Source organism: Burkholderia aenigmatica (assembly GCF_048627025.1).
Classification (GTDB): Bacteria; Pseudomonadota; Gammaproteobacteria; order Burkholderiales; family Burkholderiaceae; genus Burkholderia; species Burkholderia aenigmatica.
In genome coordinates, this window is sequence record NZ_CP184468.1 from 2,663,315 (window position 1) to 2,688,689 (window position 25,375).

Annotated in this window: 21 protein-coding genes; 9 read left to right on the forward strand and 12 right to left on the reverse strand. The window is 68.5% G+C overall.

All coding sequences use genetic code 11. The features are described 5' to 3' along the window. Positions 1–171 precede the first annotated feature (171 nt). The 5 genes from ACN8ZM_RS12480 to ACN8ZM_RS12500 all read left to right on the forward strand — a co-directional run bounded on the left by ACN8ZM_RS12480 (position 172) and on the right by ACN8ZM_RS12500 (position 5,351). Positions 172–507, forward strand: a complete 336-nt coding sequence (locus tag ACN8ZM_RS12480) for a YggL family protein (protein ID WP_043188955.1) — start codon at positions 172–174, stop codon at positions 505–507. Positions 508–994: 487 nt separating this feature from the next. Next, complete coding sequence (locus tag ACN8ZM_RS12485) at positions 995–2,224, forward strand: collagen-like triple helix repeat-containing protein (protein ID WP_420210055.1); 1,230 nt, start codon at positions 995–997, stop codon at positions 2,222–2,224. 285 nt (positions 2,225–2,509) lie between these two features. Then, a complete protein-coding gene (locus tag ACN8ZM_RS12490) occupies positions 2,510–3,478 on the forward strand; it encodes a PRC-barrel domain-containing protein (protein WP_089450976.1) in 969 nt (322 codons plus the stop codon). Continuing rightward, on the forward strand, positions 3,475–4,743 hold the full coding sequence (locus ACN8ZM_RS12495) for an MFS transporter (RefSeq protein WP_301767571.1): 1,269 nt from the start codon (positions 3,475–3,477) through the stop codon (positions 4,741–4,743). The genes ACN8ZM_RS12490 and ACN8ZM_RS12495 overlap by 4 nt, the downstream gene beginning before the upstream one ends. 41 nt (positions 4,744–4,784) lie before the next feature. Continuing rightward, positions 4,785–5,351 carry an FUSC family protein gene (locus tag ACN8ZM_RS12500; RefSeq protein ID WP_043188968.1) on the forward strand — a complete coding sequence of 189 codons (567 nt, stop codon included), beginning with the start codon at positions 4,785–4,787 and terminating at the stop codon, positions 5,349–5,351. A gap of 56 nt (positions 5,352–5,407) precedes the next feature. Here ACN8ZM_RS12500 and ACN8ZM_RS12505 read toward each other — a convergent pair whose 3' ends face one another. Next, a complete protein-coding gene (locus ACN8ZM_RS12505; RefSeq protein ID WP_043189095.1) occupies positions 5,408–5,785 on the reverse strand; it encodes an RcnB family protein in 378 nt (125 codons plus the stop codon). Positions 5,786–5,930: 145 nt separating this feature from the next. Between ACN8ZM_RS12505 and ACN8ZM_RS12510 the strand changes: the two genes are divergently transcribed. Continuing rightward, on the forward strand, positions 5,931–6,695 hold the full coding sequence (locus tag ACN8ZM_RS12510; protein ID WP_420210056.1) for a glycosyltransferase family 2 protein: 765 nt from the start codon (positions 5,931–5,933) through the stop codon (positions 6,693–6,695). A 21-nt stretch (positions 6,696–6,716) separates the two neighbouring features. Here ACN8ZM_RS12510 and ACN8ZM_RS12515 read toward each other — a convergent pair whose 3' ends face one another. The 7 genes from ACN8ZM_RS12515 to dnaE form a co-directional block, all read right to left on the reverse strand. Continuing rightward, positions 6,717–7,928, reverse strand: a complete 1,212-nt coding sequence (locus tag ACN8ZM_RS12515) for a glycosyltransferase family 9 protein (protein ID WP_420210057.1) — start codon at positions 7,926–7,928, stop codon at positions 6,717–6,719. A gap of 42 nt (positions 7,929–7,970) precedes the next feature. After that, the gene (locus ACN8ZM_RS12520) at positions 7,971–9,206 is read right to left on the reverse strand and encodes a glycosyltransferase (RefSeq protein ID WP_420210059.1); all 1,236 of its coding nucleotides are present in this window, start codon (positions 9,204–9,206) and stop codon (positions 7,971–7,973) included. Continuing rightward, positions 9,203–10,432: an O-antigen ligase family protein gene (locus ACN8ZM_RS12525; RefSeq protein ID WP_420210995.1), complete on the reverse strand. Its 1,230-nt coding sequence runs from the start codon at positions 10,430–10,432 to the stop codon at positions 9,203–9,205. The genes ACN8ZM_RS12520 and ACN8ZM_RS12525 overlap by 4 nt, the downstream gene beginning before the upstream one ends. 53 nt (positions 10,433–10,485) lie before the next feature. Beyond that, positions 10,486–11,616, reverse strand: a complete 1,131-nt coding sequence (locus ACN8ZM_RS12530) for a glycosyltransferase family 9 protein (protein WP_420210996.1) — start codon at positions 11,614–11,616, stop codon at positions 10,486–10,488. Positions 11,617–11,905: 289 nt separating this feature from the next. Next, positions 11,906–12,976 carry a glycosyltransferase family 4 protein gene (locus ACN8ZM_RS12535; protein ID WP_420210060.1) on the reverse strand — a complete coding sequence of 357 codons (1,071 nt, stop codon included), beginning with the start codon at positions 12,974–12,976 and terminating at the stop codon, positions 11,906–11,908. Between the two features lie 34 nt (positions 12,977–13,010). Continuing rightward, positions 13,011–14,798, reverse strand: coding sequence for a lipid A export permease/ATP-binding protein MsbA (msbA, locus tag ACN8ZM_RS12540; protein ID WP_420210061.1), 1,788 nt, complete (start codon positions 14,796–14,798; stop codon positions 13,011–13,013). 32 nt (positions 14,799–14,830) lie between these two features. Then, positions 14,831–18,364 (reverse strand): DNA polymerase III subunit alpha, encoded by a 3,534-nt coding sequence (gene dnaE, locus ACN8ZM_RS12545; protein ID WP_420210062.1) that lies wholly within the window; start codon positions 18,362–18,364, stop codon positions 14,831–14,833. A gap of 216 nt (positions 18,365–18,580) precedes the next feature. Between dnaE and ACN8ZM_RS12550 the strand changes: the two genes are divergently transcribed. Both ACN8ZM_RS12550 and gluQRS read left to right on the forward strand, forming a co-directional pair. Further along, positions 18,581–19,435, forward strand: coding sequence for a sulfurtransferase (locus ACN8ZM_RS12550; RefSeq protein WP_420210063.1), 855 nt, complete (start codon positions 18,581–18,583; stop codon positions 19,433–19,435). Positions 19,436–19,457: 22 nt separating this feature from the next. Beyond that, positions 19,458–20,351 (forward strand): tRNA glutamyl-Q(34) synthetase GluQRS, encoded by an 894-nt coding sequence (gluQRS, locus tag ACN8ZM_RS12555; protein WP_420210064.1) that lies wholly within the window; start codon positions 19,458–19,460, stop codon positions 20,349–20,351. A 185-nt stretch (positions 20,352–20,536) separates the two neighbouring features. Here the strand turns inward: gluQRS and ACN8ZM_RS12560 are convergent, their stop codons facing one another. From ACN8ZM_RS12560 to purT, 4 genes are all read right to left on the reverse strand, one after another. Beyond that, the gene (locus ACN8ZM_RS12560) at positions 20,537–22,105 is read right to left on the reverse strand and encodes a DEAD/DEAH box helicase (protein ID WP_301767565.1); all 1,569 of its coding nucleotides are present in this window, start codon (positions 22,103–22,105) and stop codon (positions 20,537–20,539) included. A 432-nt stretch (positions 22,106–22,537) separates the two neighbouring features. Beyond that, complete coding sequence (locus ACN8ZM_RS12565) at positions 22,538–22,918, reverse strand: MliC family protein (protein ID WP_043189002.1); 381 nt, start codon at positions 22,916–22,918, stop codon at positions 22,538–22,540. Positions 22,919–23,010: 92 nt separating this feature from the next. Then, positions 23,011–23,196, reverse strand: coding sequence for a DUF6726 family protein (locus ACN8ZM_RS12570; protein WP_043189004.1), 186 nt, complete (start codon positions 23,194–23,196; stop codon positions 23,011–23,013). Between the two features lie 18 nt (positions 23,197–23,214). Next, positions 23,215–24,429, reverse strand: a complete 1,215-nt coding sequence (gene purT, locus ACN8ZM_RS12575; RefSeq protein WP_420210065.1) for a formate-dependent phosphoribosylglycinamide formyltransferase — start codon at positions 24,427–24,429, stop codon at positions 23,215–23,217. Between the two features lie 213 nt (positions 24,430–24,642). On the opposite strand from purT, the gene ACN8ZM_RS12580 reads away from it, so the two are divergent. Then, a complete protein-coding gene (locus ACN8ZM_RS12580) occupies positions 24,643–25,188 on the forward strand; it encodes an META domain-containing protein (protein ID WP_043189010.1) in 546 nt (181 codons plus the stop codon). Positions 25,189–25,375 lie beyond the last annotated feature (187 nt).

Genomic DNA, 25,375 nt, shown 5'->3' on the forward strand with positions numbered 1-25,375 from the left:
CGGGCAATTGTTTAAGAACAGTTTCCAGACGAGTCCCGCGAGAGCGATACATCGCGATCGCTCGACGCTCCACCCTTTCGCCGTCAGCCTCGGCCGTGCGGCACGTCGACATGGTGCCCGCGCCAGCCGGCGCGCTACCCTTTCTCACCTCTCATTCATTCACCACACACCATGAGCCAAGGCCACAACCGCCGCCAGCGCAAGAAACTCCACATCGGCGAATTCCAGGAACTCGCGTTCAACGCCACCGCGCATTACCGCAACGAAATGACCGACCTCGAGCGCGGCGAATTGATCGACGCGTTCATCGACTTCGTCGAAGCGAACGGGCTGCTGACCGTCGCATCGGCGGACGAAGGCATCGGCGCGTACGTGATTTCCGGCGCGCCGCGCGGCACGACGACCGACGCCGATCGCGAGCTCGTGCGCGGCTGGCTGGCCGCACGGCCGGAACTCTCCGACGTCAAGGTCAGCGAATTCAGCGACGCGTGGTATCCGGAAGCCTGAGTTTCCGGTTTCATCGCCCCTCGCGCAGCGTCCGCGCCTGCCCGCCGCCACGGCGGGCCAGGCCGGCGCGGCGCCTCCCTCCGCCCCCCTTCGCCCCCCTTCGCCCCCCTTCGCCAACGCGCGACACCGCGCCAGCGGCACCCACTCACACGATTCGCGCCGCGTCGACGGTGATTACCCCGATTTCCGCAGTGAATCGGACGCTTACTTCAATTTAACGATCATTAAAAGACGGCTCGCATCGGCGGATCTACTCTGATCGCCAGGAATCCGGTGTTTTCCGGCGCGATCGGCAAGCAAGACGAAAGAATGCAAACCGCCCGTCCGACAGGTGTTCCGGATTCCGATACGGGCGAACACGCGACACGGCGACAGGTCAATCAGGGAGACAACCAACAATGCGCCAGCCGCTTCCCCATCGCAGCGACGACACATCGACGCACGCGAAGGCCGCCTGACCCCACTCTCCAATGAATACGAGGACGACATGGATACGCCGACCACCCATCAGGCAGGACTCCGAATGATCATGATCGCGGCTGGCGTCGCAGCGCTGATGTCGCTGTCCGCGTGCGGCGGCTCCGGCTCGCTGAGCCAGGGCACCGGCGGCGCAGGATCGGGTTCGGGCGACACGACGGCCACGACCGGCGGCACGAGCAACGGCTCGGGCAGCGGGTCCGGCAGCGGCTCGACCGTCGGCAGCACGGGCAGCGGCAGCGGTTCGGGCACCGGCTCGGCGGGCAGCGGCGCATCCGCCAACGCGCTCGGCCAGACGATCGACTCGTCGAGCAACATCGTGACGGCCGCGGGCGGCGCGGTTTCGGGCGTCGGCACGACGATCGCGGGCCAGTCGCTGCCCGGCACCAATGCGTCGACCACGCAAGGTCTCGGCACGGTCGTGCAGGATGCCGGCGCGGCCGTCACGACGCTCGGCACCGGCCTCGGCTCGGGGCTCGGCCAGCTCGGCGCATCGTCGAACCCGGTCGGCACGACGGTCGCGAGCACCGGCGGCGTGGTCACCAACCTCGGCAACGCGGTAGCCGCGACCGGCGGCGTCGTGTCGAGCCTCGGCGCCAGCGGGTCGGCGCTGGCACCGCTCGCGCCCGTCACGTCGCCGGTCGGCGGCGCGATCACGACGCTCGGCAACACGCTCGCCGGCGGCGGCGCGACGCTCGACACTCAGCTGTCCACCGGCCCGGTCGCGCAGATCACGGGCGCCGCCAGCTCGGCGATCACGCCGATCACGTCGACGGTCGGTTCGGTCACGCAGACCGTCGCGTCGAGCACGCCGCTCGGCGCGCCGCTCACGAACCTCGTGACGACGGTCGGCAACGGCGTCGCGAACGCCGGCACGACGATCGCGAAAACCGGCGGGAATCCGGTGACGACCGGCGTCGGCAACGTCGTGACCGCGACCGGCAACACGGTGGCCACCGCCGGCACGACGCTGCTGGGCGGTGGCGGCGCCGCGACGAGTCCGCTCGCGCCGGTCACGGGGCTTTTGTCGACGGGCGCACTCGGCGGCGCAACGGGCGGCAGCAACCCGGCCGGTGCGCTCACGTCGGCGGTCGGCACCGTGACGGGAGCGGTGTCGGGCGCGGCCGGCGGCTCGCCCGTCGCGGGGCTGACGGCCGGCAGCGGCAGCGGCGCGCTCTCGAAGACGGGCGGCGGCGTGCTCGCGCCCGTGACGACGACGCTCGGCGCGCTGGTCAAATAAGCGGCCGGCAGGCACGGCGCCCGCATCGTCGACAACGATCGGGCGCCTCTGCCTCTGCCTCTGCCTCTGCCTCTGCGGAAACCTCAACCTCGACCCGCATCTGCCCGCTTCCCCCACCCCGCGATCCCTACCTTTTCCCGACAGTTCACCTCCAGCAAGCCATCGAAATCGGTCCTGAAAGCAAGACACGTTAAAATCTCACCTCGCGTGGTGCGCCGCCCGCACCCGCCATCCATCGCCAGCCGCGTGCCCTCGGGCCGCCCCCGACCCATGGAGTGAGTGTCAATGAGCGGCGGACTTCCGTTTCCCGCATCCCGCAAGTCGTTTCCGTCCTCGACGGTCTTCCTGATTCTCGCCGCCGCCGTGCTGCTGTCCGGCTGCGGGCTGCTGCCGGTCCAGAATCCGCCGGCGCCAATCAGCGAGGCGCTCGTCGAGCCCGTCGAGGAAACCGCCGGCGAACCGCTGACGATGCCGCCCGTGCCGGCCCCGACGCGCCCGGAGGAACCGGAAGCGCCGAAGAAGCCGCACCACGAAGTCACGCGGCCGAAGCCCGTGCAGCGGCCCGAATCGCCGACACCGCCGCCGCCTCCGCCCGCGCCGATCGTCGCGACGCGCCCGCTCGACCGCACCCAGATCCATGCGCTGCTCGACAGCGAAGTGGCGCGACGCAACGGCAAGGTGATCGGCCGCGCGGTCGACATGGTGACCGACGCGAGCGGCAAGCCGCGCGAGATGATCGTCAACCTGCAGGGCTTCATGGGCGTCGGCGACCGCAAGGTCATCTTCCCGTGGAACGTGTTCCGCTTCACGCCGGGCGGCAAACAGGAGCCGATCGTGCTCGACGTGCCGTCGGGCGACCTGCCGCCGGCCGCACGGCCCAAGGCCGTGCCGCTGTCGGGTTCGGCCGCGGCTTCCCCCGCGACGAGACTCGCGCTGCTCGACAGCGACGTCGAGCGCCCGAACGGCACGAAGATCGGCCGCGTCGTCGACGTGCTGATCGACCGCGCCGCGCAGCCGCAGGCTGTCGTGCTCGACCTCGGCGGCCTCGTCAACACCGACCGCCGTTCGATCGCCGCGAGCTGGGGCGCGCTGCGCTTCGTCACGCGCGACAAGGCGTTGCGCCCGCAGCTCGACCTGAACGACGCACAGATCAAGGCGTCGCCGCCCTACGCGGCCGACAAACCGATCGTCGCGGTCTACCCGCCCGTTACCCCGGCACCGATGCCGGCTTCGTCTGCGAGTGCGACCCGATGACGATCAAGCATTCCGTCAGCGTACGCAGTCTCCGGTCCCTCGACTGGCTCAACTTCTTCGTTGCAAACGTTCAAACAGGGTTCGGTCCGTTCATCGCGTCCTACCTCGCGTCGCACAAGTGGACGCAGGGCGAGATCGGCATGGTGCTGTCGATCGGCACGATCAGCGCGATGGTCAGCCAGGTGCCGGGCGGCGCGGCCGTCGATGCGCTGAAGAACAAGAAAGGCGCAGCCGCGTGGGCCATCGCGGCGATCATCCTGTCCGCAGTGCTGCTCGCGTCGAGCCCGACGATCGTGCCGGTGATCGCCGCCGAGGTGTTCCACGGTTTCGCGAGCTGCATGCTCGTGCCGGCCATGGCCGCGATCTCGTTCTCGCTCGTCGGCCGCGCCGACCTGGGCGACCGGCTCGGCCGCAACGCACGCTGGGCGTCGATCGGCAGCGCAGTCGCGGCGGGCCTGATGGGGCTCACCGGCGAATACTTCTCCGCGCGCGCGGTGTTCTGGCTGACCGCCGTGCTGGCGCTGCCCGCGCTGTTCGCGCTCGCGATGATCCAGCCGACGCACGAGGTGATTCCGCAGTCGTCGAAGCCCGACGAGCACGACAACCACGACGAAGCCGGCGAACGCGAAACGCTGCTCGAACTGCTGCGCGACCGCCGGATGCTGATCTTCGCGGCGTGCGTGGTGCTGTTCCACCTGTCGAACGCGGCGATGCTGAACCTCGCGGCCGGCGAAGTCACGGCCGGGATGGGCGAGAACGTGCAGCTCGTGATCGCCGCGTGCATCATCGTGCCGCAGGCGATCGTCGCGATGCTGTCGCCGTGGGTCGGCCGCTCCGCGCAACGCTGGGGGCGCCGGCCAATCCTGCTGCTCGGCTTCTCGGCACTGCCGGTGCGCGCGCTGCTGTTCGCCGGCGTGAGCAGCCCGTATCTGCTGGTGCCCGTGCAGATGCTCGACGGCATCAGCGCGGCGGTGTTCGGCGTGATGCTGCCGTTGATCGCGGCCGACGTCGCGGGCGGCAAGGGCCGCTACAACCTGTGCATCGGGCTGTTCGGGCTCGCGGCCGGGATCGGCGCGACGCTCAGCACGGCCGCGGCCGGCTACGTCGCCGATCACTTCGGCAACGCGGTCAGCTTCTTCGGGCTTGCCGCCGCGGGCGCGCTCGCGGTGTTGCTGGTCTGGCTCGTGATGCCGGAAACACGCGTCGAGAACGGCGACGCGGCCGCCGACGAACCGGCCGCCGCCTCGCCCGAACAGGCGCACTGAGGCCCGCGCGCCACCGTTACCCGCTTCTTGGCCAACGCATGATGGATACGATCAGGACACTCAACGAAGCCCGCCAGCAGATCCAGCAATCGATCTTCGATCTGTTCAAGGGGCTGTCATTCAGCGAGCGGCTCGCGCAAGGCGGGCTGATGGCGCTGCAGGCCGTGTGCGGCGCGTGCCTCGCGTATGTGATCGGCCGCGCGCTGCACACCGAGCAGGCCGTGTGGGCGGCGATCACCGCGATCGCCGTGACGCAGCACAACTACTCGGACACGATGTCGCTGTCGCGCGACCAGTTCATCGGCGCGATGGTCGGCGGCGTGCTCGGCTTCGCCGGCGCGGCGCTCGGCGGCGACCGCCTGGTCGCGTATGCGATCACCGTCGCGGTCGTGATCGTCTGCTGCTGGTGCCTGAACGTGGGCAGCGCGGCACGGCTCGGCGGCGTGACCGCGACGATCGTGCTGCTGTTTCCGGGCAACGGCCCGCTGTGGGACATTCCGCTGATGCGGCTCGGCGAAGTGACGCTCGGCACCGTGTGCGCACTGGGCGTGTGCTGGATGATGGCGCAGATCGAGCGCCGCTGGTTTCGCCGCGCAGCGGCAAAGTAACGCGGCTGCCCGGCGCGCATCGCGGCATCGCGATACGTACCGGGCGATCGGCAGGATCAGTCGCCGATCCTCAGCACGATGCCGGAGCCGATCTGCACCAGCAGGTGATCGCCGCCGACGCCGACCCATTGATAGCCGCGCGGCGGCTGGCTCAGGTGATAGCCGCGCCAGTCGTCGATCACGTACTGGCGATCACGGAACTCGGGGGGCAGCCGGTCGCCCTTGTGCCACTCGCGGCGCGGCTGGTCGGCCCAGCGCGGCGGTACGTCTTCAACGCGGCCGGGCCCTTTGCGCATGTCGTGCTTGTCATGACCGTACGCATGGCCATTGCCATGATCGCGCCCCTGGTCGTCCTGTTGTGCACTGGCTAACGTCGGCGCCGCCAATGCGGCGGCCACGAACAAAACGGCAAGAATCGGGTGCTTTGTTACCATCATCCACCTCCCGTCGAACCGTCGGCGCCGGGATGACGCCGCGGCCGTACAAGGCTAGCACACCTCGCCAGACCTGCCAGTCGCGCGGCTTCACGCACGAGGCAGCGGGTATACTCTCGCTCACCTTCGATCCGTACGATTTTTCATGGCTGAACCTACGCTCGGCGTCGCCATCATCGCCCACAACGCGGCCCGCCGGCTCGCACAGTGCCTCGACGCACTCGCCTTCGCGGACGACATCGTCGTCGTCGACGGCGGCAGCACCGACGACACCGTCGAGATCGCCCGCGCGCACGGCGCTCGGGTGATCGTCGCCGCCGACTGGCCGGGCTTCGGCCCACAGAAGAATCGCGCACTCGCGGCACTGTCGACCGACTGGGTGCTGTCGATCGACACCGACGAAGTCGTGTCGGACGAACTGGCCGCATCGATCCGCGCGGCGCTGCGCGCGCCGCAGGCCGAGATCTATGCCATCGACCGGCTGTCAGCCTTCTGCGGGCGCTGGGTGCACCATAGCGGCTGGTACCCGGACTGGATTCCGCGCCTGTTCCGGCGCAGCGCGGCGCGCTTCTCCGACGACCTCGTGCACGAGCGCCTCGTGTACGACGGCCCTGCCGCACGACTCGACGGCAAGCTGCTCCACTATTCGTACGACGACATCGAATCGGTATTGCGAAAGCTCGACGCGTACTCGAGCGCCGGCGCACGCCAGCGGCGCGCGGCCGGCGAACGCGCCGGCATCGGCAAGGCCATCCGGCGGAGCTTGTGGGCATTCGTCCGCACCTACTTGCTGCGGCGCGGGTTCCTCGACGGCCGGGCGGGATTCATGATCGCGGTATTCAACGCGGAAACGGTCTACTACCGCTTCCTGAAACTGGCGCACGACAGTACGCCGCCGTCCGGCCGCTGAAGCCGGAGGCCTCGCGATCCTTCAGCGGTCGCGCGTCAGCGACGATGTGTCGATGACCGACGTGCGCGGCGCCTCGACGGCCGGCCGGCCATCGACGAGCGCCGCAGCAACCTCGATCGCACGCTGCGACGAGAGCTCCGTCAGGCAGCGGCTCCAGCTTTCCAGGTGGCGATCGCACCCTTCGAGCTTGCACGGCACGCAGTCGCCCTCGCCCTGCATCAGGTACACGTTGCCGCGCTGACCGGACCCGCGCAGCGGCCACGGTTCGTCGTGCGCCGGCCAGTTCGCGGGCCACGGGCCCCAGCGCACGGGATTGGAAGGTCCGAACAGCGCGAGGGTCGGCGTGCCGCATGCCGCGGCGACGTGGGTTGCGCCGGTATCGGGCCCGACGAACAGGCGTGCGCGACGAATCAGTTCCGCCGTTTCGCCGAACGTCAGGCGTCCGACGAAGTTGGCGACCGGCTCCTGCGCCGCGTCGACGATGCGGCGCGCATAGTCTGCCTCCGCAGGCGCCGGGCCGCCGGTCAGCGCGACGTCGAAGCCGCGCCCGCGTGCCCAGCGGATCAGGTCGACCCAGCCGTCCTCATGCCATTGCTTGTAGCGGAACATCGGCGACGGATGCAGCACGATGAACGGCCGCTCGCCGGACAAGCCGCCCGGGGCGTGCAGCATCGCGTCGAACCGGGCCACGCGCGCGGGATCGGCGCCGATACCCGGTGCGACAACCTCCGCGCAGGGCGTCACGCCGAGCGCCTCGGCGATCGCAAGACTGCTCGTCACGGTATGCACGTCGCCGTGGCGATCGAGTGCGATACCGTCGAGCATGAAGCGGATCAGCTTCGTCACGCGTGCGGGATCGACGAGCCCGACGCGCCGGCGGCCGCCGAACCACGCATAGAAGCGCGCCCGGTCGGAGCCGATCGCCGCACAGGCGAGATCGTAGCGACGCCAGACACGCAGCGCGTCGGCAAAGCGCTCGCGCGGCTTCGCGCGCTGCGCGACGACGATCACGCGACGGATGTCGGGGTTGTGCTCGAGCACGCCCTCGGTTCCCTTGAACACGATCATGTCGATCTGCGCATCGGGCCAGCGGCGTTTCAGCGAGCGGACGAGCGGCGTGGCCAGCAATACGTCGCCGATCCGGCGCGTACAGGAAACGAGAATGCTGCGTGGCGGCGTATCGAGCCTGAGGGGAACGGTCACGGCGGGTATCGACGAATCGGAACGGGTCATTTTAGCGAAATCGCCGACGGTAAACCATCGGGCACGCGGCCGTCAGGCCTTGAGCAGGCCATCGACCAGCGCGGCAATGCGCCGGTTCGCGGCCGCCGCGTCGAGCGTCGCGATCTTCGCCGCTGCGCCGGTCGCAAGCAACGCGCGCAACGATGCATCGGTGACGATCCGCGCGAGCGCGGCCGACATCGCGTCGATGTCGCCAACCGGCACGAGCAGGCCCGCGTTGCCCTTGTCCAGCATGTCGCGCGGCCCCGTCGGGCAGTCGGCCGCAAGAACCGGCGTACCGAGCGCCATCGCCTCGCCGAGCACCATCGGCGCACCCTCGTAGCGGCTGCTCAGCACGAGCGCCTCGGCCGCGCGAATGAACGGAAACGGATTCGCGCAATAGCCGGCGAAGGAGACTGCATCGCGAATCCCCAGTTCCGCCGCGAGCTGTTCGAGAGTCGAGCGATCCGGGCCGTCGCCGAGCAGCACGAGCGCCGGGACGTCCGCGCTGCGCGAGCGCCATTTCGCATACGCGTGCAGCAGGGTCCTGTGATCCTTCTGTCCTTCGTCGAGCCGGGCAACCGACACGACGAACCGGCCGGCCGGCCGCTCGAATTCGGCATCGGCGCGGCGACGGATCGCGTTTACATCGATCACGTTCGGCAGATCGGCGATCCGCACACCCGACCCCGCGAACATAATCTCCGCCTCGCGTCGCATCTCGGGCGTGAGCATCGCGATCGCCGCGTAGCGCGAATACTGCCGCGTGCGCCGCGCCATGTACGCTTCGCTCTTGTTGCCGAAGCGCGCGACGAAGCTGTAATGGCTCACGCCGAACCAGGGCGCGGCGCCGCGACCGGCGATCCGCCGCAGCGAGAAATCGAAATCGCAGACGACGTCGAAGTCGGCCGCCAACCGCAGGAAGCGACGCGCGACGAGCGAGCGGATCGCCGCGTGCGTCATCAGCTTGTGCACCAGCTTCTCGCCGAAGCGCAACCGGCGGCGGCGCTCGACCTGATGCAGGACATGCGACCAGCGCGCGTGCGCCAGCACGTGAACCGGCACGTCGGCGGGAATCGCTCCGCTGCGTCGCAGCGCATCGAGATCGTCGGTCGGAAAGGCAACCGACAACGCGGGCGCGAACTGGCGACGGTCCAGCGCGTTCAGCCATGAAACCAGCGCGGTTTCGGTACCGCCCCGCCCGAAGTCGTCGATATGGAACAGCAACCGCACCGGCTTGCCGTCCGCGCTTGGCGTCGACGCTTGCGCGCGGCTCTGCACGGCGCTCATGAGCCGCTCCCCGGCTGCGCCCGACGCACACCGGCGCGTCGCTCACCATACCCGAGCATCAGCCCGGCGAATGCCCAGAATGCGAGGATCGTCGTCTGCCACATGAAATCGTCCACCAGGTTCTTCGTGACCATGCCGGCGACGAGCGCGATGCCGCCCGCCGCGATCGACGGTTCAACGTGCCTCAAGCGCCAGAATGCGACGACGAGCGTCGCCAGCAACAGCACCTGCAGCGCCAGGCCGATGCGCCCTGCCTGCAGCCACGTGTTCAGGAAAAGATTGTGTGCGTGCGTGAGCGCCTGCGGTTCGAGTGCCAGCAACTCCGGCGGCATCTCGCTGCGGTAAGCCATGCCCGGCACCGGTTTGCCGAAACCGATACCGCGCCATTCATGGCGTCCGCCCTGCTCTTCGTAGAACTTCCACAGCTTCGGCCGCGTGTCCGACGACAACGTGTCGCCGACCCCGGTCATGCCGGGTGGCACATAGAGCTGCACGCCGGCGATCGAGATGTCGCGCGATGCGGCCAGCGGCGGCGGTGCGTCGTGATAACGCAGCCGTGCGCTGATTTCGAGCGTGCCGACGGCGCCGACACCGACGACGACCACGGCCAGCACCGCCAGCAGCAGATGATGCCGGTACAGCGGGAACAGACCGATCAGCAACGTGACAGCGGCGGCCGGCCAGAAAAAACGGTTGAGGGTGGCGAGCCCGACCATCACGCACAGCACGATGCCCGTCACGCCGGCCCAGCGCCAGCCACGTTTCGACACGAAGAACGCACAGAACAGCGCCATCGCAAACGCGGCGAGCGTACTCGTATGGCCGACTCGCGCATAAAAGCGCATCGGGATGGTCAGGGGGGTCGGCGGCTGCAGTTTGCCCCAGTAGATCATGCTGATCGCGGCGAGCAGCACGCACGCGAGCCACACGGCCAGCGTGACGCGTTCCGCGCGTTCGACCCGCGTGCCGAACAGCCAGAAGCCCCAGAACGACAGCAGCGGATACACGACTTCGTCGAACCACGCGTGCCTGCTGACGTCCGGAAACATCGACCAGCGCACGGCGGCAAAACTCCACGCCGCCCAGGCGACGATCGGGACGAACAACGGCCACCGGAACAATGCCGGCCGCTCGCGCGCGCAGGCGGCCGCGACCAGCGCGATACCCACCAGCACCATGCTGCTGTTCACGAACGCCGCCAGGTGTCCGAACATGACCGCGAACATCAGGACGGGGCAGCCAATCCACAAAAGACGCTCGATACGCGCCGTAATAACAGTCATCGAACTTGCACCAGAACTTGTTGCAGCGCATCGCGCACCGCGTCCACCGACAGCCCGCTCATGCAGGCCGCGCTGCCGTCATGCCACGCGACGCACGTCGTGGCGTCGCGGTCACATCGCCGGATCCACTGAACGTGGCGCCGGAAAATATAGGGTTGATTGCGGCAAGGCATGTCCGCAATCGTCACGGCGATAAACGGAACGTCGCGCCAATAGCGCCCGGCGCCGTGGACAACCGCGCTGCCGGGCCCGAACAGCGCGACGGTCGGCACGCCGATCAGCCGCGCGAGATGCGCGACGCCCGTATCGGGGCAAACGACCGCGCGTGCGGCCGCATACAGGTGCCAGAGATCCGCGAGGCCGAGTTTCCCGGCAAAGTTCGGCTGCCCGGCGTGCGGCCCGATCGCGTCGATCAGTTCGGCTTCGCTCTTGCCGCCACTCCACACCACCCGATGGCCGGCCGCCTCGATGTCGGCCGCCAGTGCGCGCCAGCGTTCGACCGGCCAGCGCTTGACCAGCGTGCTGGCGCCCGGATGCAGCACCACGTACGGCCGCTCCCGAAGCACCGCCGGCAGCTCGGTGCTCGCGGCCGGCGCCGGCCAGTCACCCGGCCTGTACGCGCGTGGCGACGGACCGTCGATCAGGTCGGCGGTCAGATCCCCCCACGCGGCGGGCTCGTCGGGATAGGGGCGGCACTCGTCGACCGGCCAGTTCTTCCAGGCCGGGGAATCGCCGCCATGCGCGACGATCCAGCGACACCCCGCGCCGAGCGCGAGCCAGCTGTGGCGGTTGTCCGCTGCAACGATGCCGAGATCGTAAGGCCCCGACGCCAGCAGCCGGCGCACCGACACGGGATCGCGCGGATCGAAGGCCAGTGCCTGCACGCCAAACGGTCCGCCGGCGTACAGCGGCGCAATCGCCTTCGGGCATGCGAGCACGATGCGCGCGGCCGGATGCTGCTCGCGCAACTTCGCCAGCAACGGTGTCAGCAACAGCGTATCGCCGAGCAGCAGGTGATGCGCGACGAAAATGCTCGCTGGCTGCAAGGGCCTGCGCCGCAGCGGCTTGAACAGCAATCTCGGCAGAGCCCGCGCGAAGATGTGGATACGTCCGGGAAAACGGCTCATCGGTTTACGGCGGGCGTCTCGATGGCAGGACTCGCAGTGAGCATCGGCCTGACGAACGGCCAATTCGTCACACGAATCGTCATGATCATTGTGGATTGAGTAAGTACTTGCGCGGGGCAAATCGCGCCGCCGGGCAACCCGTTCGGCGCACCGGAGCGGAAATCGCGAGCCGGGCCGCCAAACTCCGGCCACCAGCCGGTAAACAGGCCGCCAGAGTATACCATCGCCCCCTCGCACTTCCGAACTGAAAGCCAGCCGACAGGCCGGCCATTGCGTGGCCGGGATGCCGCTACGCCGACGTACTCCCGCGGGCCGTGCGAGCCAGCGCGAGCAACTGCTCGACATGATGGCGCACGCCCGGGTCGTAGCCCACCGCGTCGTGTGCGACGGCCGCACGGTCGACGGCTTGCGCCCCGCTCGCCGCCGTCGCCAGCACCGCGCGCAGCGCATCGACGTCGTCCGCCGCGAACGTGAGCTTCGCATGGTCCGCGATCACGTCGTGGCAACCCAGTGTCGGTGGCAGGATCACCGGCGTGCCGCACATGACCGACTCGATGCCGACCAGCCCGAACGGCTCGTATTTCGATGCAAGGATCGTGTAATCCGCTGCCCGGTAGCCGTCCTCGATGTCCTTCACGTAGCCGATGTAGCGCAGTTGCGCCGAGGTCCGCTCGGGTGGCCGGCCGGCCACCGCGACGACGATCGACGCGTCCGTGCCCTTCAGCGCGGCCTCGATCAGCGGCAGGCCCTTGCGCACGTGGCTGCTCGACGGAAACAGCAGGACGACGTCGCGCTCTTCGAACCCGAAGCGGCGCCGCAACGCCGCCCGGTCGCTGTCGCCGATCGGTGTGAAGCGCTGCGCGTCGACCGGCGGATACAGCATGCGGATCTTCGCATCGTCGACGCCGTACAGCGTGCGCAACTCGTCGCGCATCATCTGCGAATGGGCGACGACGTAGCGCGCGGCCGCATACTGCCGACTCTCGAGCGCGATCTGGCGCCGGTCGAAATAGCCCGGCGCCCGGCCAATCGCGCGCAGGAAGCCGCGATGCGTGCCGCCGCAAATCGCGATCTCGGCGCCAACGACCCGGTTGCAGCCGATCAGGACGTCGACGTTCGCGGCGCGCCGCGCACTGCGCAGCCGCCACGAAAACCATTCGTCACGCAGCTTGCCGGGCAGGAACGACACATCGATCCGATGCGGCTCGACGAGCCGCGCCTCGGGAATCGACGCATCGATCGACCGCGCGAAGAACGCCGGCGTCACCCCCGCCTCCACCATCCCGCGTGCGATATCGATCGCGTAGCGCTCGAGGCCGCCACCGTGTTTCAACGCATTGGCCGACAGGCCGATCTTCATCGCGGCACTCCCGCGATACGAACCGGCGCGACGCTCACCCGGCCTCCTGCTGGAACTGGATCCGGTGCAGGTGTGCATACAGGCCGCCGGATTCGAGCAGCTCCGCGTGGTTGCCGCTCTCGACGATGCGGCCGCCGTCCATCACGAGAATCCGGTCGGCGCGCTCGATCGTCGACAGCCGGTGTGCGATCACCAGCGTCGTACGGCCCTTCATCAGCGTCTCGAGCGCCGCCTGCACATGGCGCTCGGATTCGGAATCGAGCGCCGACGTCGCTTCGTCGAGAATCAGGATCGGCGCATCCTTGTAGATCGCGCGGGCGATCGCGAGGCGCTGGCGCTGGCCACCGGACAGGCGCATGCCGTTGTCGCCGACGAGCGTGTCGAGCCCGTCGGGCATCGCCTCGACCGTGCTGAGCAGGTTCGCCGCGCGCAGCGCCGCGATCACGCGCTCGCGGTCGGGCGTCTGCCCGTACGCGACGTTGCTCGCGATCGTGTCGTTGAACAGCACGACATCCTGGCTCACCATCGCGATCTGGCCGCGCAAGTCGCGCAGTTGGTACTCGGGCAACGCAACGCCGTCGACGAAGATCTCGCCGGAGGTCGGATCGAAGAAGCGCGGCAACAGGTTGACGAGCGTCGTCTTGCCGCTGCCCGACGGGCCCGCGAGCGCGATCATCTCGCCGGGCGCGACGTCGAACGACACGCGATCGAGCGTCGGCTTGCCGCTACCCGCGCCGTACGCGAACGACACGTCGCGGAACCGGATCCGGCCCGTCGCCTTCTCGAGCGGCTTGCCGCCGCCTTCGGGCTCGCGCGGCTCGTCGATCAGGCCGAAGATCAGCTCGGCCGCCGTCATCCCGCGCTGCAGCGGCTGGTTCACGTCCATCAGGTGCTTGAGCGGCGAAATGATCAGCAGCATCGCGGTGACGAACGCGACGAAACCGCCGACCGTCGTCTGGTCGTTCGACGACTGCACGACCGCGATCGTCAGCACGACCGCCAGTGCGATCGACGCAAGAAACTGCGTGAGCGGCTGCGCGAGCCCGCCCGACACGATCATCCGCATCGAATAGCCGCGCAGGCGCCGACTCAGCTCGTTGAAGCGGCCGATTTCGTACTGCTCGCCGTTGTGGATCTTGACGACCTTGTAGCCGCCCACGGTTTCCTCGACGATGTACGCGAGCTGGTTCGTCAGCATCTGGTGCTCGCGGTTCAGCCGGCGCAGGCGCCGGTTGATCTTGCCGACGAGCCAGCCGATGCACGGCAGCAGCACCGCGACGATCAGCGTGAGGCGCCAGTTCAGGTAGAACAGGTAGCCGAGCAGAAAGAGCACCGTCAACGAATCGCGCACGAGCGTGATCAGCACGCCCAGCAGGACGTTCAGGACCTGGTTGACCTCGAAGACGACCGCGTTGATCACTGTGCTCGCGGTCTCGCGCTGGAAAAACGACACGCCGGTGTGGATCATCCGGTCGAACATCTGGATCCGCAGGTCGAGCAGGATCCGGTTCGACACGTATTGCAGCAGGTAGTTGGACGCGTACTGCGCGGCGGCCCGCACGAGCGCGAGACCGACGACCGCGATCGGCACGTAGAGCTTCGCGCTCACGTCGCCCTTGGTGCCGAAGCCGCGATCGAGCAGCGGCTTGAGCAGCGCCGGGATCCCGGCTTCGGTTGCCGCGACGACGGCCATCGCGAGGACGCCGGCCACCATCACCCACAGGAGCGGCTTCAGGTAGGGCCACAAACGGCGTGCGACGACCACGGGCGACGACGCGTCTTCGCCGCCCAGGGGTTTGCTAAGAGTAGGCTTGACGCTCAAGATGCCCTCAAGGAATTCGAACCGGATAACATTCAGTAGACAATTTCGGCCGAGCTGCCGTCGAACGCCGCGCGCAGTTCCGCGAGCAGCACGTCGCTCGGCTTCACGCGCCACGCGTCGCCGAGACGCATTTCGCCCTGTGCCCGCGCGTTGCTGTAGTGGACCTGCACCGCGAGCCCGTTCGGCAGCGGCGCCTGCGGGCGGCGGCCGCCATCGCGCCCGCCGCCGCGCGGCGCAGGCGCTTCAACCGCGGGCGCGGCGGCCGGATCGTCCTTCGATACGTGCGGCTCGAGCACGCGGCGCAGCGCGACTGCGTCGGCGTTGCCGTTCATCGTCAGCCGCACGGCCTGCGCATAGCGGCTGCGTGCCCGCTCGAGATCCATCACCGTATCGGCCGTGAAGCGGATGCCGCCGGTAAACGCATCGTTGCGCGCCTGCCCCTGCACGATCAGCAGCTCGTCTTCCTTGAACAGCGCCTTGTTCGCCTCGAACTGCTCGTTGAAGATCGTGATCTCGCACTGGCCCGAACCGTCGTCGAGCAGCGCAATCAGCATCTTGCCGCGCTGGGTCATCTGCGTGCGCAGCGACGCGATGATGCCGGCCACGATCTTGTCGCGCCCTTCCTTCAGGTCGCCGACCTTCTGCCGGACGAAGCGGCGCACCTCGTCGCGATACGCGTCGAACAGGTGGCCGGACAGGTAGAAGCCGAGCGCGCCCTTCTCTTCCTGCAGACGGCGCTTGTCGTCCCACGCGGGCTCGTCGACGAGCGCATGCGCGTGCGGCGACTCGGCACCCATGTCGAACAGGCCGGCCTGCATCGCGTTCGCCTCGGCCTGGTCGGCCGCTTCCATCGCCAGCGGCACCGATGCGATCAGCTGCGCACGGTTCGTATTCAGCGAATCGAATGCGCCGGCGCGGATCAGCGCCTCGACCGTGCGGCGGTTGACGACGCGCCGGTCGATCCGCTCGCAGAAATCGAACAGGTCGGTGAACGCCTTTTCCTCGCGGGCGCGCAGGATTTCCTCGATCGCGTTCTGACCGCTGCCCTTCACCGCGCCGAGGCCGTAGCGGATCGTGCGCGAGCGCTTGCCGTCGGCTTCGGCGACCGGCTCGAAGCGGTAATGCGACTGGTTGATGTCGGGCGGCAGCACGGCGAGGTTGTTCACGACGCAATCGTCGAACAGGATCTTCACCTTGTCGGTGTCGTCCATCGCGAGCGTCATGTTGGCCGCCATGAATTCGGCCGGATGGTGCGCCTTCAGCCACGCGGTGAAGTACGCGAGCAGCGCATAGGCCGCCGCGTGCGACTTGTTGAAGCCGTAGCCCGCGAACTTCTCCATCAAGTCGAAGATTTCGTCGGACTTCTCGCGCGTGAGGCCGTTCTTCGCCGCACCCGCCGCGAAGATCTCGCGGTGCTCGGCCATCTCCTCGGCCTTCTTCTTGCCCATCGCGCGGCGCAGCAAGTCCGCGCCGCCGAGCGAGTAGCCGCCGATGATCTGCGCCATCTGCATCACCTGCTCCTGATAGACCATGATGCCGTAGGTCTCTTTCAGGACGGGTTCGACACGCGGATCGGGATACTCCACCTTCTCGCGGCCGTGCTTCCGTGCGCAGAAGCTCGGGATCAGGTCCATCGGGCCCGGACGGTACAACGACACGAGCGCGATGATGTCCTCGAAGCGGTCGGGCTGCGCATCCTTCAGCATGCCCTGCATCCCGCGGCTTTCCAGCTGGAACACCGCGACCGTGTTGGCCTTCTTCAGGATCTGGAACGAGGCGGGATCGTCGAGCGGCACCTGCGCGAGCGACCAGTCGGCCTTCGACGGATCGAGGCGGCGGATGTAGCGCTCGGCCCAGTCGAGGATCGTCAGCGTCGTGAGACCCAGAAAGTCGAACTTCACGAGGCCGACGGCTTCGACGTCGTCCTTGTCGTACTGGCTGACCACGCCGCCGTCGTCGCCCTGCGTGTACAGCGGGCAGAAATCGGTCAGCTTGCCGGGCGCGATCAGCACGCCGCCCGCGTGCATCCCGACGTTACGCGTGAGGCCCTCGACGCGCTGGGCGAGGTCGAGCAGCTGGTGCACTTCGTCCTCATGGTCGTAGCGCTCCTGCAGTTGCGGCTCTTCCTTCATCGCGTCGGCGATCGTCACGTGCTTGCCCGGCTTGAACGGGATCAGCTTCGCAATGCCGTCGGTGAACATGTAGCCGGCGTCGAGCACACGGCCGATGTCGCGCACGGCCGCCTTCGCGGCCATCGTGCCGAAGGTGGCGATCTGCGACACGGCGTCCGCGCCGTACTTCTCCTTCACGTACTGGATCACACGGTCGCGGCCGTGCTGGCAGAAGTCGATGTCGAAGTCGGGCATCGACACGCGTTCCGGATTCAGGAATCGCTCGAACAGCAGGTTGTAGCGCAGCGGGTCGAGGTCGGTAATGCCGAGCGCGTACGCGACCAGCGAACCGGCGCCCGAGCCACGGCCCGGGCCGACCGGCACGCCATTGTTCTTCGCCCAGTTGATGAAGTCCGCAACGATCAGGAAGTAGCCCGGGAAGCCCATCTTCGTGATGGTCCCGCACTCGAATTCGAGGCGCTTGTAGTACGTGTCGCGCTGCGCGTCGCGCTCGGCTTCGGCTGGATACAGCTGCGCGAGGCGGGTCTCGAGCCCTTCCTTCGACAGCTGGACCAGGTAGTCGTCGAGCGACATGCCGTCCGGCGTCGGGAACAGCGGCAGTTTCGGCTTGCCGAGCTCGAGCTTCAGGTTGCAGCGTTTCGCGACTTCGACCGTGTTCGCGATCGCCGACGGCAGGTCGGCGAACATCGCGGCCATCTCGTCCTGCGTGCGGAAATACTGGTCGGTCGTGAAACGCTTCTGGCGCCGCGGGTTCGCGAGGATGTCGCCTTCCGAAATACACACGCGCGCCTCGTGCGCGGTGAAATCGTCGTCGGTCATGAACTGCGTCGGGTGCGTCGCGACTACCGGCAGCTGCAGCGCCGCGGCGAGCGTCGCGGCCTGCTGGATGTACGCCTCGGCGCCCGGCTGGCCGTAACGCTGCAGTTCGATGTAGAAACCGCCCGGGAACACCTTCGCCCAGCGCTCGGCGTGACGGCGCGCGGCTTCTTCGTTGCCCGCGGCAAGCGCGAGCCCGATATCGCCCTGTTGCGCGCCCGACAGCGCGAGCAGCCCCTGCGCGAGCTCGCCGTCGAGCCAGCTCGCGTCGAGTTCCGCACGGCCGCGGTACTGGTTCGTGAGCCACGCCTTCGACAGCAGCTCGCAGAGATTCAGGTAGCCGACCTTGTCCTTGACGAGCAGCAGCAGCCGCGACGGCTTGTCGCGGTCGTCCGGATTGGTGATCCAGACGTCGCAGCCGACGATCGGCTTGATGCCCTTGCCGCGGGCTTCCTTGTAAAAACGGACGAGGCCGAATGCGTTGCCGAGATCGGTGAGCGCGAGCGCGCCCTGACCGTCTGCGGCCGCCGCCTTGACGATGTCGTCAATGCGCACGATGCCGTCGGCAATCGAGAATTCGGAGTGAACGCGAAGATGGACGAAGCGGGGATCTGACATGGGCGCTATTGTAGCCGCCCCGCCACGCGGGCTGCCCAAAAAATCCCCGCGCCGGCCGTTCGGCCGATGTGCGCGACCACACGCCGCGCGACTGGCCAAACGGCCGGATGCCGGCCTGAGCGCGGTTTGCGGGATAATACGGTTTTTCGAATCAGCGCCCCGGCTTCGCACCCTTTTTTGCGGGCCGCCGTGCGGCCGTTTTCCCGTCGGACCATCATGACCATCGTCAACCTCGCCGCCTACCACTTCGTGTCGCTCGACGCGACCGAGCAATGGCGCCCGCTCGTCACCGCCCGCTGCAACGAACTCGGCCTGCGCGGCACGATCCTGCTCGCGCCGGAAGGCATCAACCTGTTCATCGCCGGCACGCGCGAAGCCGCCGACGCGTTCATCGCGTATCTCCGCCACGATCCGCTGTTCGAAGGCAAGTTCGCGTCGCTGCAGTTCAAGGAAAGCCTGTCCGACTCGCAGCCGTTCCGCCGCATGCTCGTGCGCCTGAAGCGCGAGATCATCACGATGAAGAAGCCCGCGATCAAGCCGGAACTCGGCCGCGCGCCGTTCGTCGACGCACGCACGCTGAAGACGTGGCTCGACCGCGGCCACGACGACACGGGCCGCCCGGTCGTGATGCTCGACACGCGCAACGCGTTCGAAGTCGACGTCGGCACGTTCGACGACGCGCTCGACTACCGGATCGACAAGTTCAGCGAATTCCCGGAAGTCATCGACGCGAACCGCGCCGACCTCGAAGGCAAGACGGTCGTGTCGTTCTGCACGGGCGGCATCCGCTGCGAGAAAGCCGCGATCCACATGAAGGAAATCGGCATCGAGAACGTGTACCAGCTCGAAGGCGGGATCCTGAAGTACTTCGAGGAAGTCGGCGGCGCGCACTATCACGGCGACTGCTTCGTGTTCGACTACCGCACCGCGCTGAACCCGCAACTCCAGCCCACCGAGAACGTCACGTGCTTCGCGTGCCGCGCGGTCGTCACGCCGGAAGCGCAACAATCGCCGAGTTACGTGTCCGGCAAGTCGTGCCCGGCCTGCGCACCGGCAGCGAGCGCCGCGTAAGCGCGCGTTGCCCCGCGCCCCGATGACTGCCTATCGCGGCCGCTTCGCGCCGTCGCCCACCGGCCCGCTGCACTTCGGCTCGCTGGTCGGCGCGCTCGCGAGCTGGCTCGACGCGCGCGCGCACGGCGGCGCATGGCTCGTGCGCATCGAGGATCTCGACGGCCCGCGCACGGTACCCGGCGCGGCCGACGACATCCTCGCGACGCTCGCGCATTTCGGCATGACGCCCGACGAACCGCCCGTCTGGCAAAGCACACGCGATGCCGCCTATACGGCCGCGCTCGAACGCCTCGTCGCGGCCGGGCTCGTCTATCCGTGCGGCTGCACGCGCAAGGAAATCGCCGATTCGCTGCGCGCCGCACACGAGCGCCACACGACGCTCGCCTACCCGGGCACCTGCCGCACCGGCCTGCACGGCAAGCCCGCGCGTGCGTGGCGCCTGCGCGTGCCGGACGGCGACGATGCGATCGTCACGTTCGACGATCGCTGGCAGCACACGCAATCGCAGAACCTCGCGACCGAAGTCGGCGATTTCGTGCTGAAGCGCGCGGACAGGCAATGGGCCTATCAGCTCGCGGTCGTCGTCGACGATGCCGATGCGCACATCACGCACGTCGTGCGCGGCGCCGACCTGCTCGACTCGACCGCGCGCCAGATCCACCTGCAGCACTGCCTCGGCGTGCCGACACCGCGATACCTGCATGTGCCCGTCGTCGTCGATGCGAACGGCGAAAAGCTCAGCAAGCAGACAGGCGCGACCGCGCTCGAACGCGACGATCCGCTGCCGGCGCTGCAAGCCGCGGCCGCGCACCTGGGCCTCGCGCCCGGCGGCGCGCTCGCAGGCACGACGCTCGACGCGTTCTACGCGGCCGCAACGGCCGCGTGGGCGACGCGCTTCGGGCCGCAAGCCGGCTAAACGCGCGGCAGCGCGCCGGTTTCGCGGCGATCGGGCGTCGGCCGGGTGCCGACTGCATCGCTCCCCGCCAGCGCCCCACACGTCCCCCATCGAACCACGGCCCCAATGAAAAACGGGCACATGCTCATCGCATGCACCCGCTTCTCCCGCAGCGCTCGCGCGCCGCACCGTCACATCCGCCGGGCTTACGCCGACGGCTTGCGCGGCATCCCGAACCCGCCGAGCAGCGCGGCGACCTGACGCTTCGGCCCCTTCTTCTCGGGTTGTTGCGCAGGCTGCGCGTCTTCCTGCTGCTTCGCCGGCGCCGACGGCTCGTACGGCTTCAGGAAGAAATCGTCGACCGGCGCTTCGTGGCGACGGTGATGGCCGCGCTCGGAACCGCCCGGCCGGCGACCCGATGCACCACGATGCTCTTCGCGTTCGCGACGGCCGCCGCGTTCACCGCCCCGCTCACCACCGCGCTCGCTGTTGCGATCGCCGCCGCGGTCGTTGCCGCGCTCGTCATGACGATGGCGCGCCGGCTTGTCGAGCGCGAGCGTCTGCATTTCGAGCGGACGCTTGATCAGCTTCTCGATATCGGCGAGCTGCTTGCGCTCGTTCGGGCTGCACAGCGACAGCGCGTCGCCCGTCGCACCCGCACGGCCCGTACGGCCGATCCGGTGCACGTAGTCTTCCGCGCTGAACGGCAGGTCGAAGTTGATCACGGCCGGCAGCTCGGCGATGTCGAGGCCGCGCGCGGCCACGTCGGTCGCGACCAGCGCTTCGATCTCGCCGCGCTTGAACGCGTCGAGTGCCTGCATCCGCTCGATCTGCGTCTTGTCGCCGTGGATCGCCGACGCGACCACGCCGTCGCGCTCGAGATTGCGCGCAAGCCGGCTCGCGCCGATCTTGCTGTTGCAGAACACGATCACCTGCTTGAGTGCGCGATCGCGCAGCAGTTGCACGACGGCCGCCTGCTTGTCGCCTTCGGCGACGTCGTAGACGATCTGCGTGACGTTCGCGTTCGTCGAGTTGCTGCGCGCGACCTCGATCGTCTGCGGGTTGCGCAGGTAGGTCGACGCGAGTTTCTTGATTTCGCCCGAGAAGGTGGCCGAGAACAGCAGCGTCTGGCGCTCCTTCGGCAGCAGGTTCAGGATGCGCTGGAGGTCGGGCAGGAAGCCCATGTCGAGCATCCGGTCGGCTTCGTCGAGCACCAGGATCTGCACCTGGCCGAGGTTCGCCGTCTTCTGCTGCACGTGGTCGAGCAGGCGGCCCGGCGTCGCGATCAGGATCTCGACGCCGCGGCGCAGTTCGGCCATCTGCGGGTTCATGTCGACGCCGCCGAACACGACCGCGCTGCGCAGCGGCGTGTGCTTCGCATACGCGTGCACGTTCGCGGCGACCTGGTCGGCGAGTTCGCGGGTCGGCGTGAGGATCAGCGCACGCACCGGGTGGCGCGCCGGTGACGCGCTCGTATTGGCCTGCGGCAGCAGCCGCTGGATGATCGGCAGCGAGAAGCTCGCGGTCTTGCCGGTACCCGTTTGCGCGGCGCCCATGACGTCGCGGCCGGCGAGCACGACCGGAATGGCCTGCGCCTGGATCGGCGTCGGCGTCGTATAGCCCTGCTCCGCAATGGCTTTCAGGATATCGGCGGCAAGGCCGAATTGATCGAAGGTTGCGTCGACGGGCTTGGCGACAGAATCGGACATGGTGGCGTTTCGCTCAAAAGGCGCGGCGGGGACATCGTGCGTCAGGCCAGCCGGGCCTGCGCTCATCACAATTCGGAAATAGACGGAGCCGCGGCGCGCCGCGCGGCGCCGCTCTGGCGCATGGGACCGGTTCAATACGAACGCTGGACGCCAGGCCGTGCGGACTCCGTTCGGCGCGAATGCCGGCGGAAAGGGGCGTATTGTAGCACTGCGCGGCCATCTGTCCGTGACAACGCCGCGAACGGCCGCAATGGCGGTTCGCGCAATGAACGCCGCGAACGGCCGCAATGGCGGTTCGCGCAATGGGCCCGGGCAGGCCCTCATGGTCGACGGATGGCCCGATCGGACTATCCCGATCGGCCGGTGGACAATTTCAGGGGTCCGATCGCGGATCGTCTTGCCCGGCCGCCCGGTGCCAGCCCGCTTGCCGGGCCGTCACGCACGGGAGCCGGCCGCCGGCAGGCACCGGCAGCGCACGATCCGCGTTCGCCCAGGCGCTCAGCCCTTCTTCTTTTTCTTCTCGACCTGTACGCAATCGCCCAGCAGCGGCGGCGAATTCTGGTCGGCGATCTCGTCGCGCAGCGTCGCTTCCTTGCCCTTCGTCCACCACGTGTAGCGGCCGGCCTGGTAGCGCGCGCCCGACGCCGACACGGTGTCGACGAACAGCATCTGCTTCCCGTTGACCGGCACGAGCGCGAAGCTCTGGCCGTTGCCCGCGAGCCAGTACGACACGCGCACCGGCTGCTTCTGGTTCGCACATTGGTAGACGGCCTGCTGGCGCGAATCGGCGTCGATCTCTTCGACGGTCAGCTGTGCGGCATGCGCGACGGAAACAGCGGTGCCGGCAAGCGCGAGCGCGGCGAGGGTTTGGCGAATCATGCAGGTCCTCTCACGAGACGGGTGGAAACGCGCCCTCGCGGGGCGCGCGATTATTGTTGGCGATCGGTTGGCGATCGCGTCGGGTATCGCGATCAGGGATCGATGACGTCGGCACACGCGTCGGTCGGCGCGGCCGCGACGTGGCCGACGAGCGGCACGATCTTGAGCCCGGCCGAGGCCACCCGGCACGGTGCGGCCGCGAGGCCGCAACCCGCGAGACTCGCGGCAAGCGCCAGCGCGGCGGCCAGCTTTCCGATACGCAACCACTTCGGCGTCATCGTCCTCTCCTGGTTACGTCAGCGCGCCGACACGGGCCGGACGGCCGCCGCGGCACGCTTCGCGCGTTCGCGGGCTTCGTCGACGGTCGCGCCGGTCGCCAGCGCGACGCCCATGCGCCGCTTCGCAAAACTTTCCGGTTTGCCGAACAGGCGCAGGTCGGCGCCCGGCACCGCCAGCGCGTCGCGCACGCCTTCGAACGCGATCCCGCGCTCGTCGAGCCCGCCGTAGATCACGGCCGATGCGGCCGGCGTGCCGAGTGCCGGATCGACCGGCAGCCCGAGAATTGCACGCGCGTGCAACTCGAATTCCGACTGGCGCTGCGATGCGAGCGTGACGAGGCCCGTATCGTGCGGCCGCGGGCTCACCTCGGAGAACCACACATCGTCGCCGCGCACGAACAGCTCGACGCCGAACATCCCGCGCCCGCCGAGCGCCTCGGTGACCTTGTGCGCGATCTCGCGCGACTTCTCGAGCGCCGCCGCGCTCATCGGCTGCGGCTGCCACGACTCGACGTAGTCGCCCGCGACCTGCACGTGGCCGACCGGCTCGCAGAAGTAGGTGCGCGTGGCGTTCGTCGCCGGATCGATCGCGCGCACGGTGAGCTGCGTGATCTCGTAGTCGAAGTCGACAAAGCCTTCGACGATCACGCGGCCGTGATTCACGCGGCCGCCCGCCATCGCGTAGTCCCACGCCGGCTTCACGTCGGCTTCCGTCTTCACGACCGACTGCCCCTTGCCCGACGACGACATCACCGGCTTCACGACGCACGGCATGCCGATCTTCGCGATCGCCGCGCTGAACGCTTCGAACGAATCCGCGAACGCATACGGCGACGTCGGCAGGCCGAGCTCCTCGGCCGCAAGCCGGCGAATCCCTTCGCGGTTCATCGTGAGCTGCGTCGCGCGCGCGGTCGGGATCACTTCGGCGAGGCCGGCCGCCTCGATCGCCGCGAGTGCGTCGGTGGCGATCGCCTCGATCTCGGGCACGATCAGGTGCGGGCGTTCGGCCTCGACGATCGCCCGCAGCGCGGCGGCGTCCGTCATGTCGATCACGTGCGCGCGATGCGCGACCTGATGGCCCGGCGCGTCCGGATAGCGGTCGACCGCGACGACTTCGACGCCGAGCCGCTGCAACGCGATGATGACTTCCTTGCCGAGTTCGCCGGCGCCGAGCAGCATGACGCGCGTGGCCGAGGGTGAGAGCGGCGTACCGAGCCGCTGACCGATCTGCATGTGATTACCCGCTTCTGGTGGAGGACGAAAACGGCTCCGATGTTAACACGCGCCACGACACCGGTTTGGCGCGTTTCGCCGGGCCGGCAACCGGCCACGGGCCGCTCGCGAGCGGGCTGCGAACGTTTTCACGCGCGAAGTGTCGGCTCGCCTGCCGCGGGGCGGGTGCGTTACTCTTACGCCTTGATCAGAATCCGATGAGGAACGAGGCTCATGTCCCACCTGTCCGCGGCCGCACGCGCACGCACCGGCCTGCTTCGCCCGTTGCGCGCGCCGCTCTGCGCGTTGACGCTTGCCACGCTTCTCGCCGCCTGCGCGATGCCGACCCACCCCGATTCCGCCGCCCCCGCACCCGACCCGTACAACCCGGCCGCCGTCCAGTTGCTCGACGACACGAGCTGGGAGCTCACCAGCTGGCTGAATGCCGACGGCACGCAGCGCGCGATCCCGCACGGCGACAACGGCGAGCCGATCAAGCTCGCGCTGTCGAGCGACTCGGGCATCCGGCGCGCCAGCGGGTTCTCGGGCTGCAATCGCTACATGGGTACCTACGCGATCAAGAACGGCCTGTTGAGCTTCGGGCCGCTCGCCGGCACGCGGATGGCCTGCCCGAATACGCTCGGCGGCCAGCTCGAAGCCGCTTACCTCGACGCACTCGCCCACATCGACAAGGCCGGCGTGCAGATGCGCGAGCCGCAGCAATTGCAGATCGTGACCGCTTCCGGCGCAACGCTGACCTTCACGCACCGGAGCCCCTGATGCACGGCGCGCGCGAAGGCCGACCGACCGCCTTCGCGTAGCGCGCCACGCGCGGGTGCCGCGCACCCGCGTCGCGCGGCGTGAATCGGATGCACGCCGCGTTAGAGTCTTGTTCGCCGGCCGGTTAAACTCGGCGGGTCGCGCCCCGCGCGCCCCTCCCCACTCCTGTTTCAAAGCATGCACACGG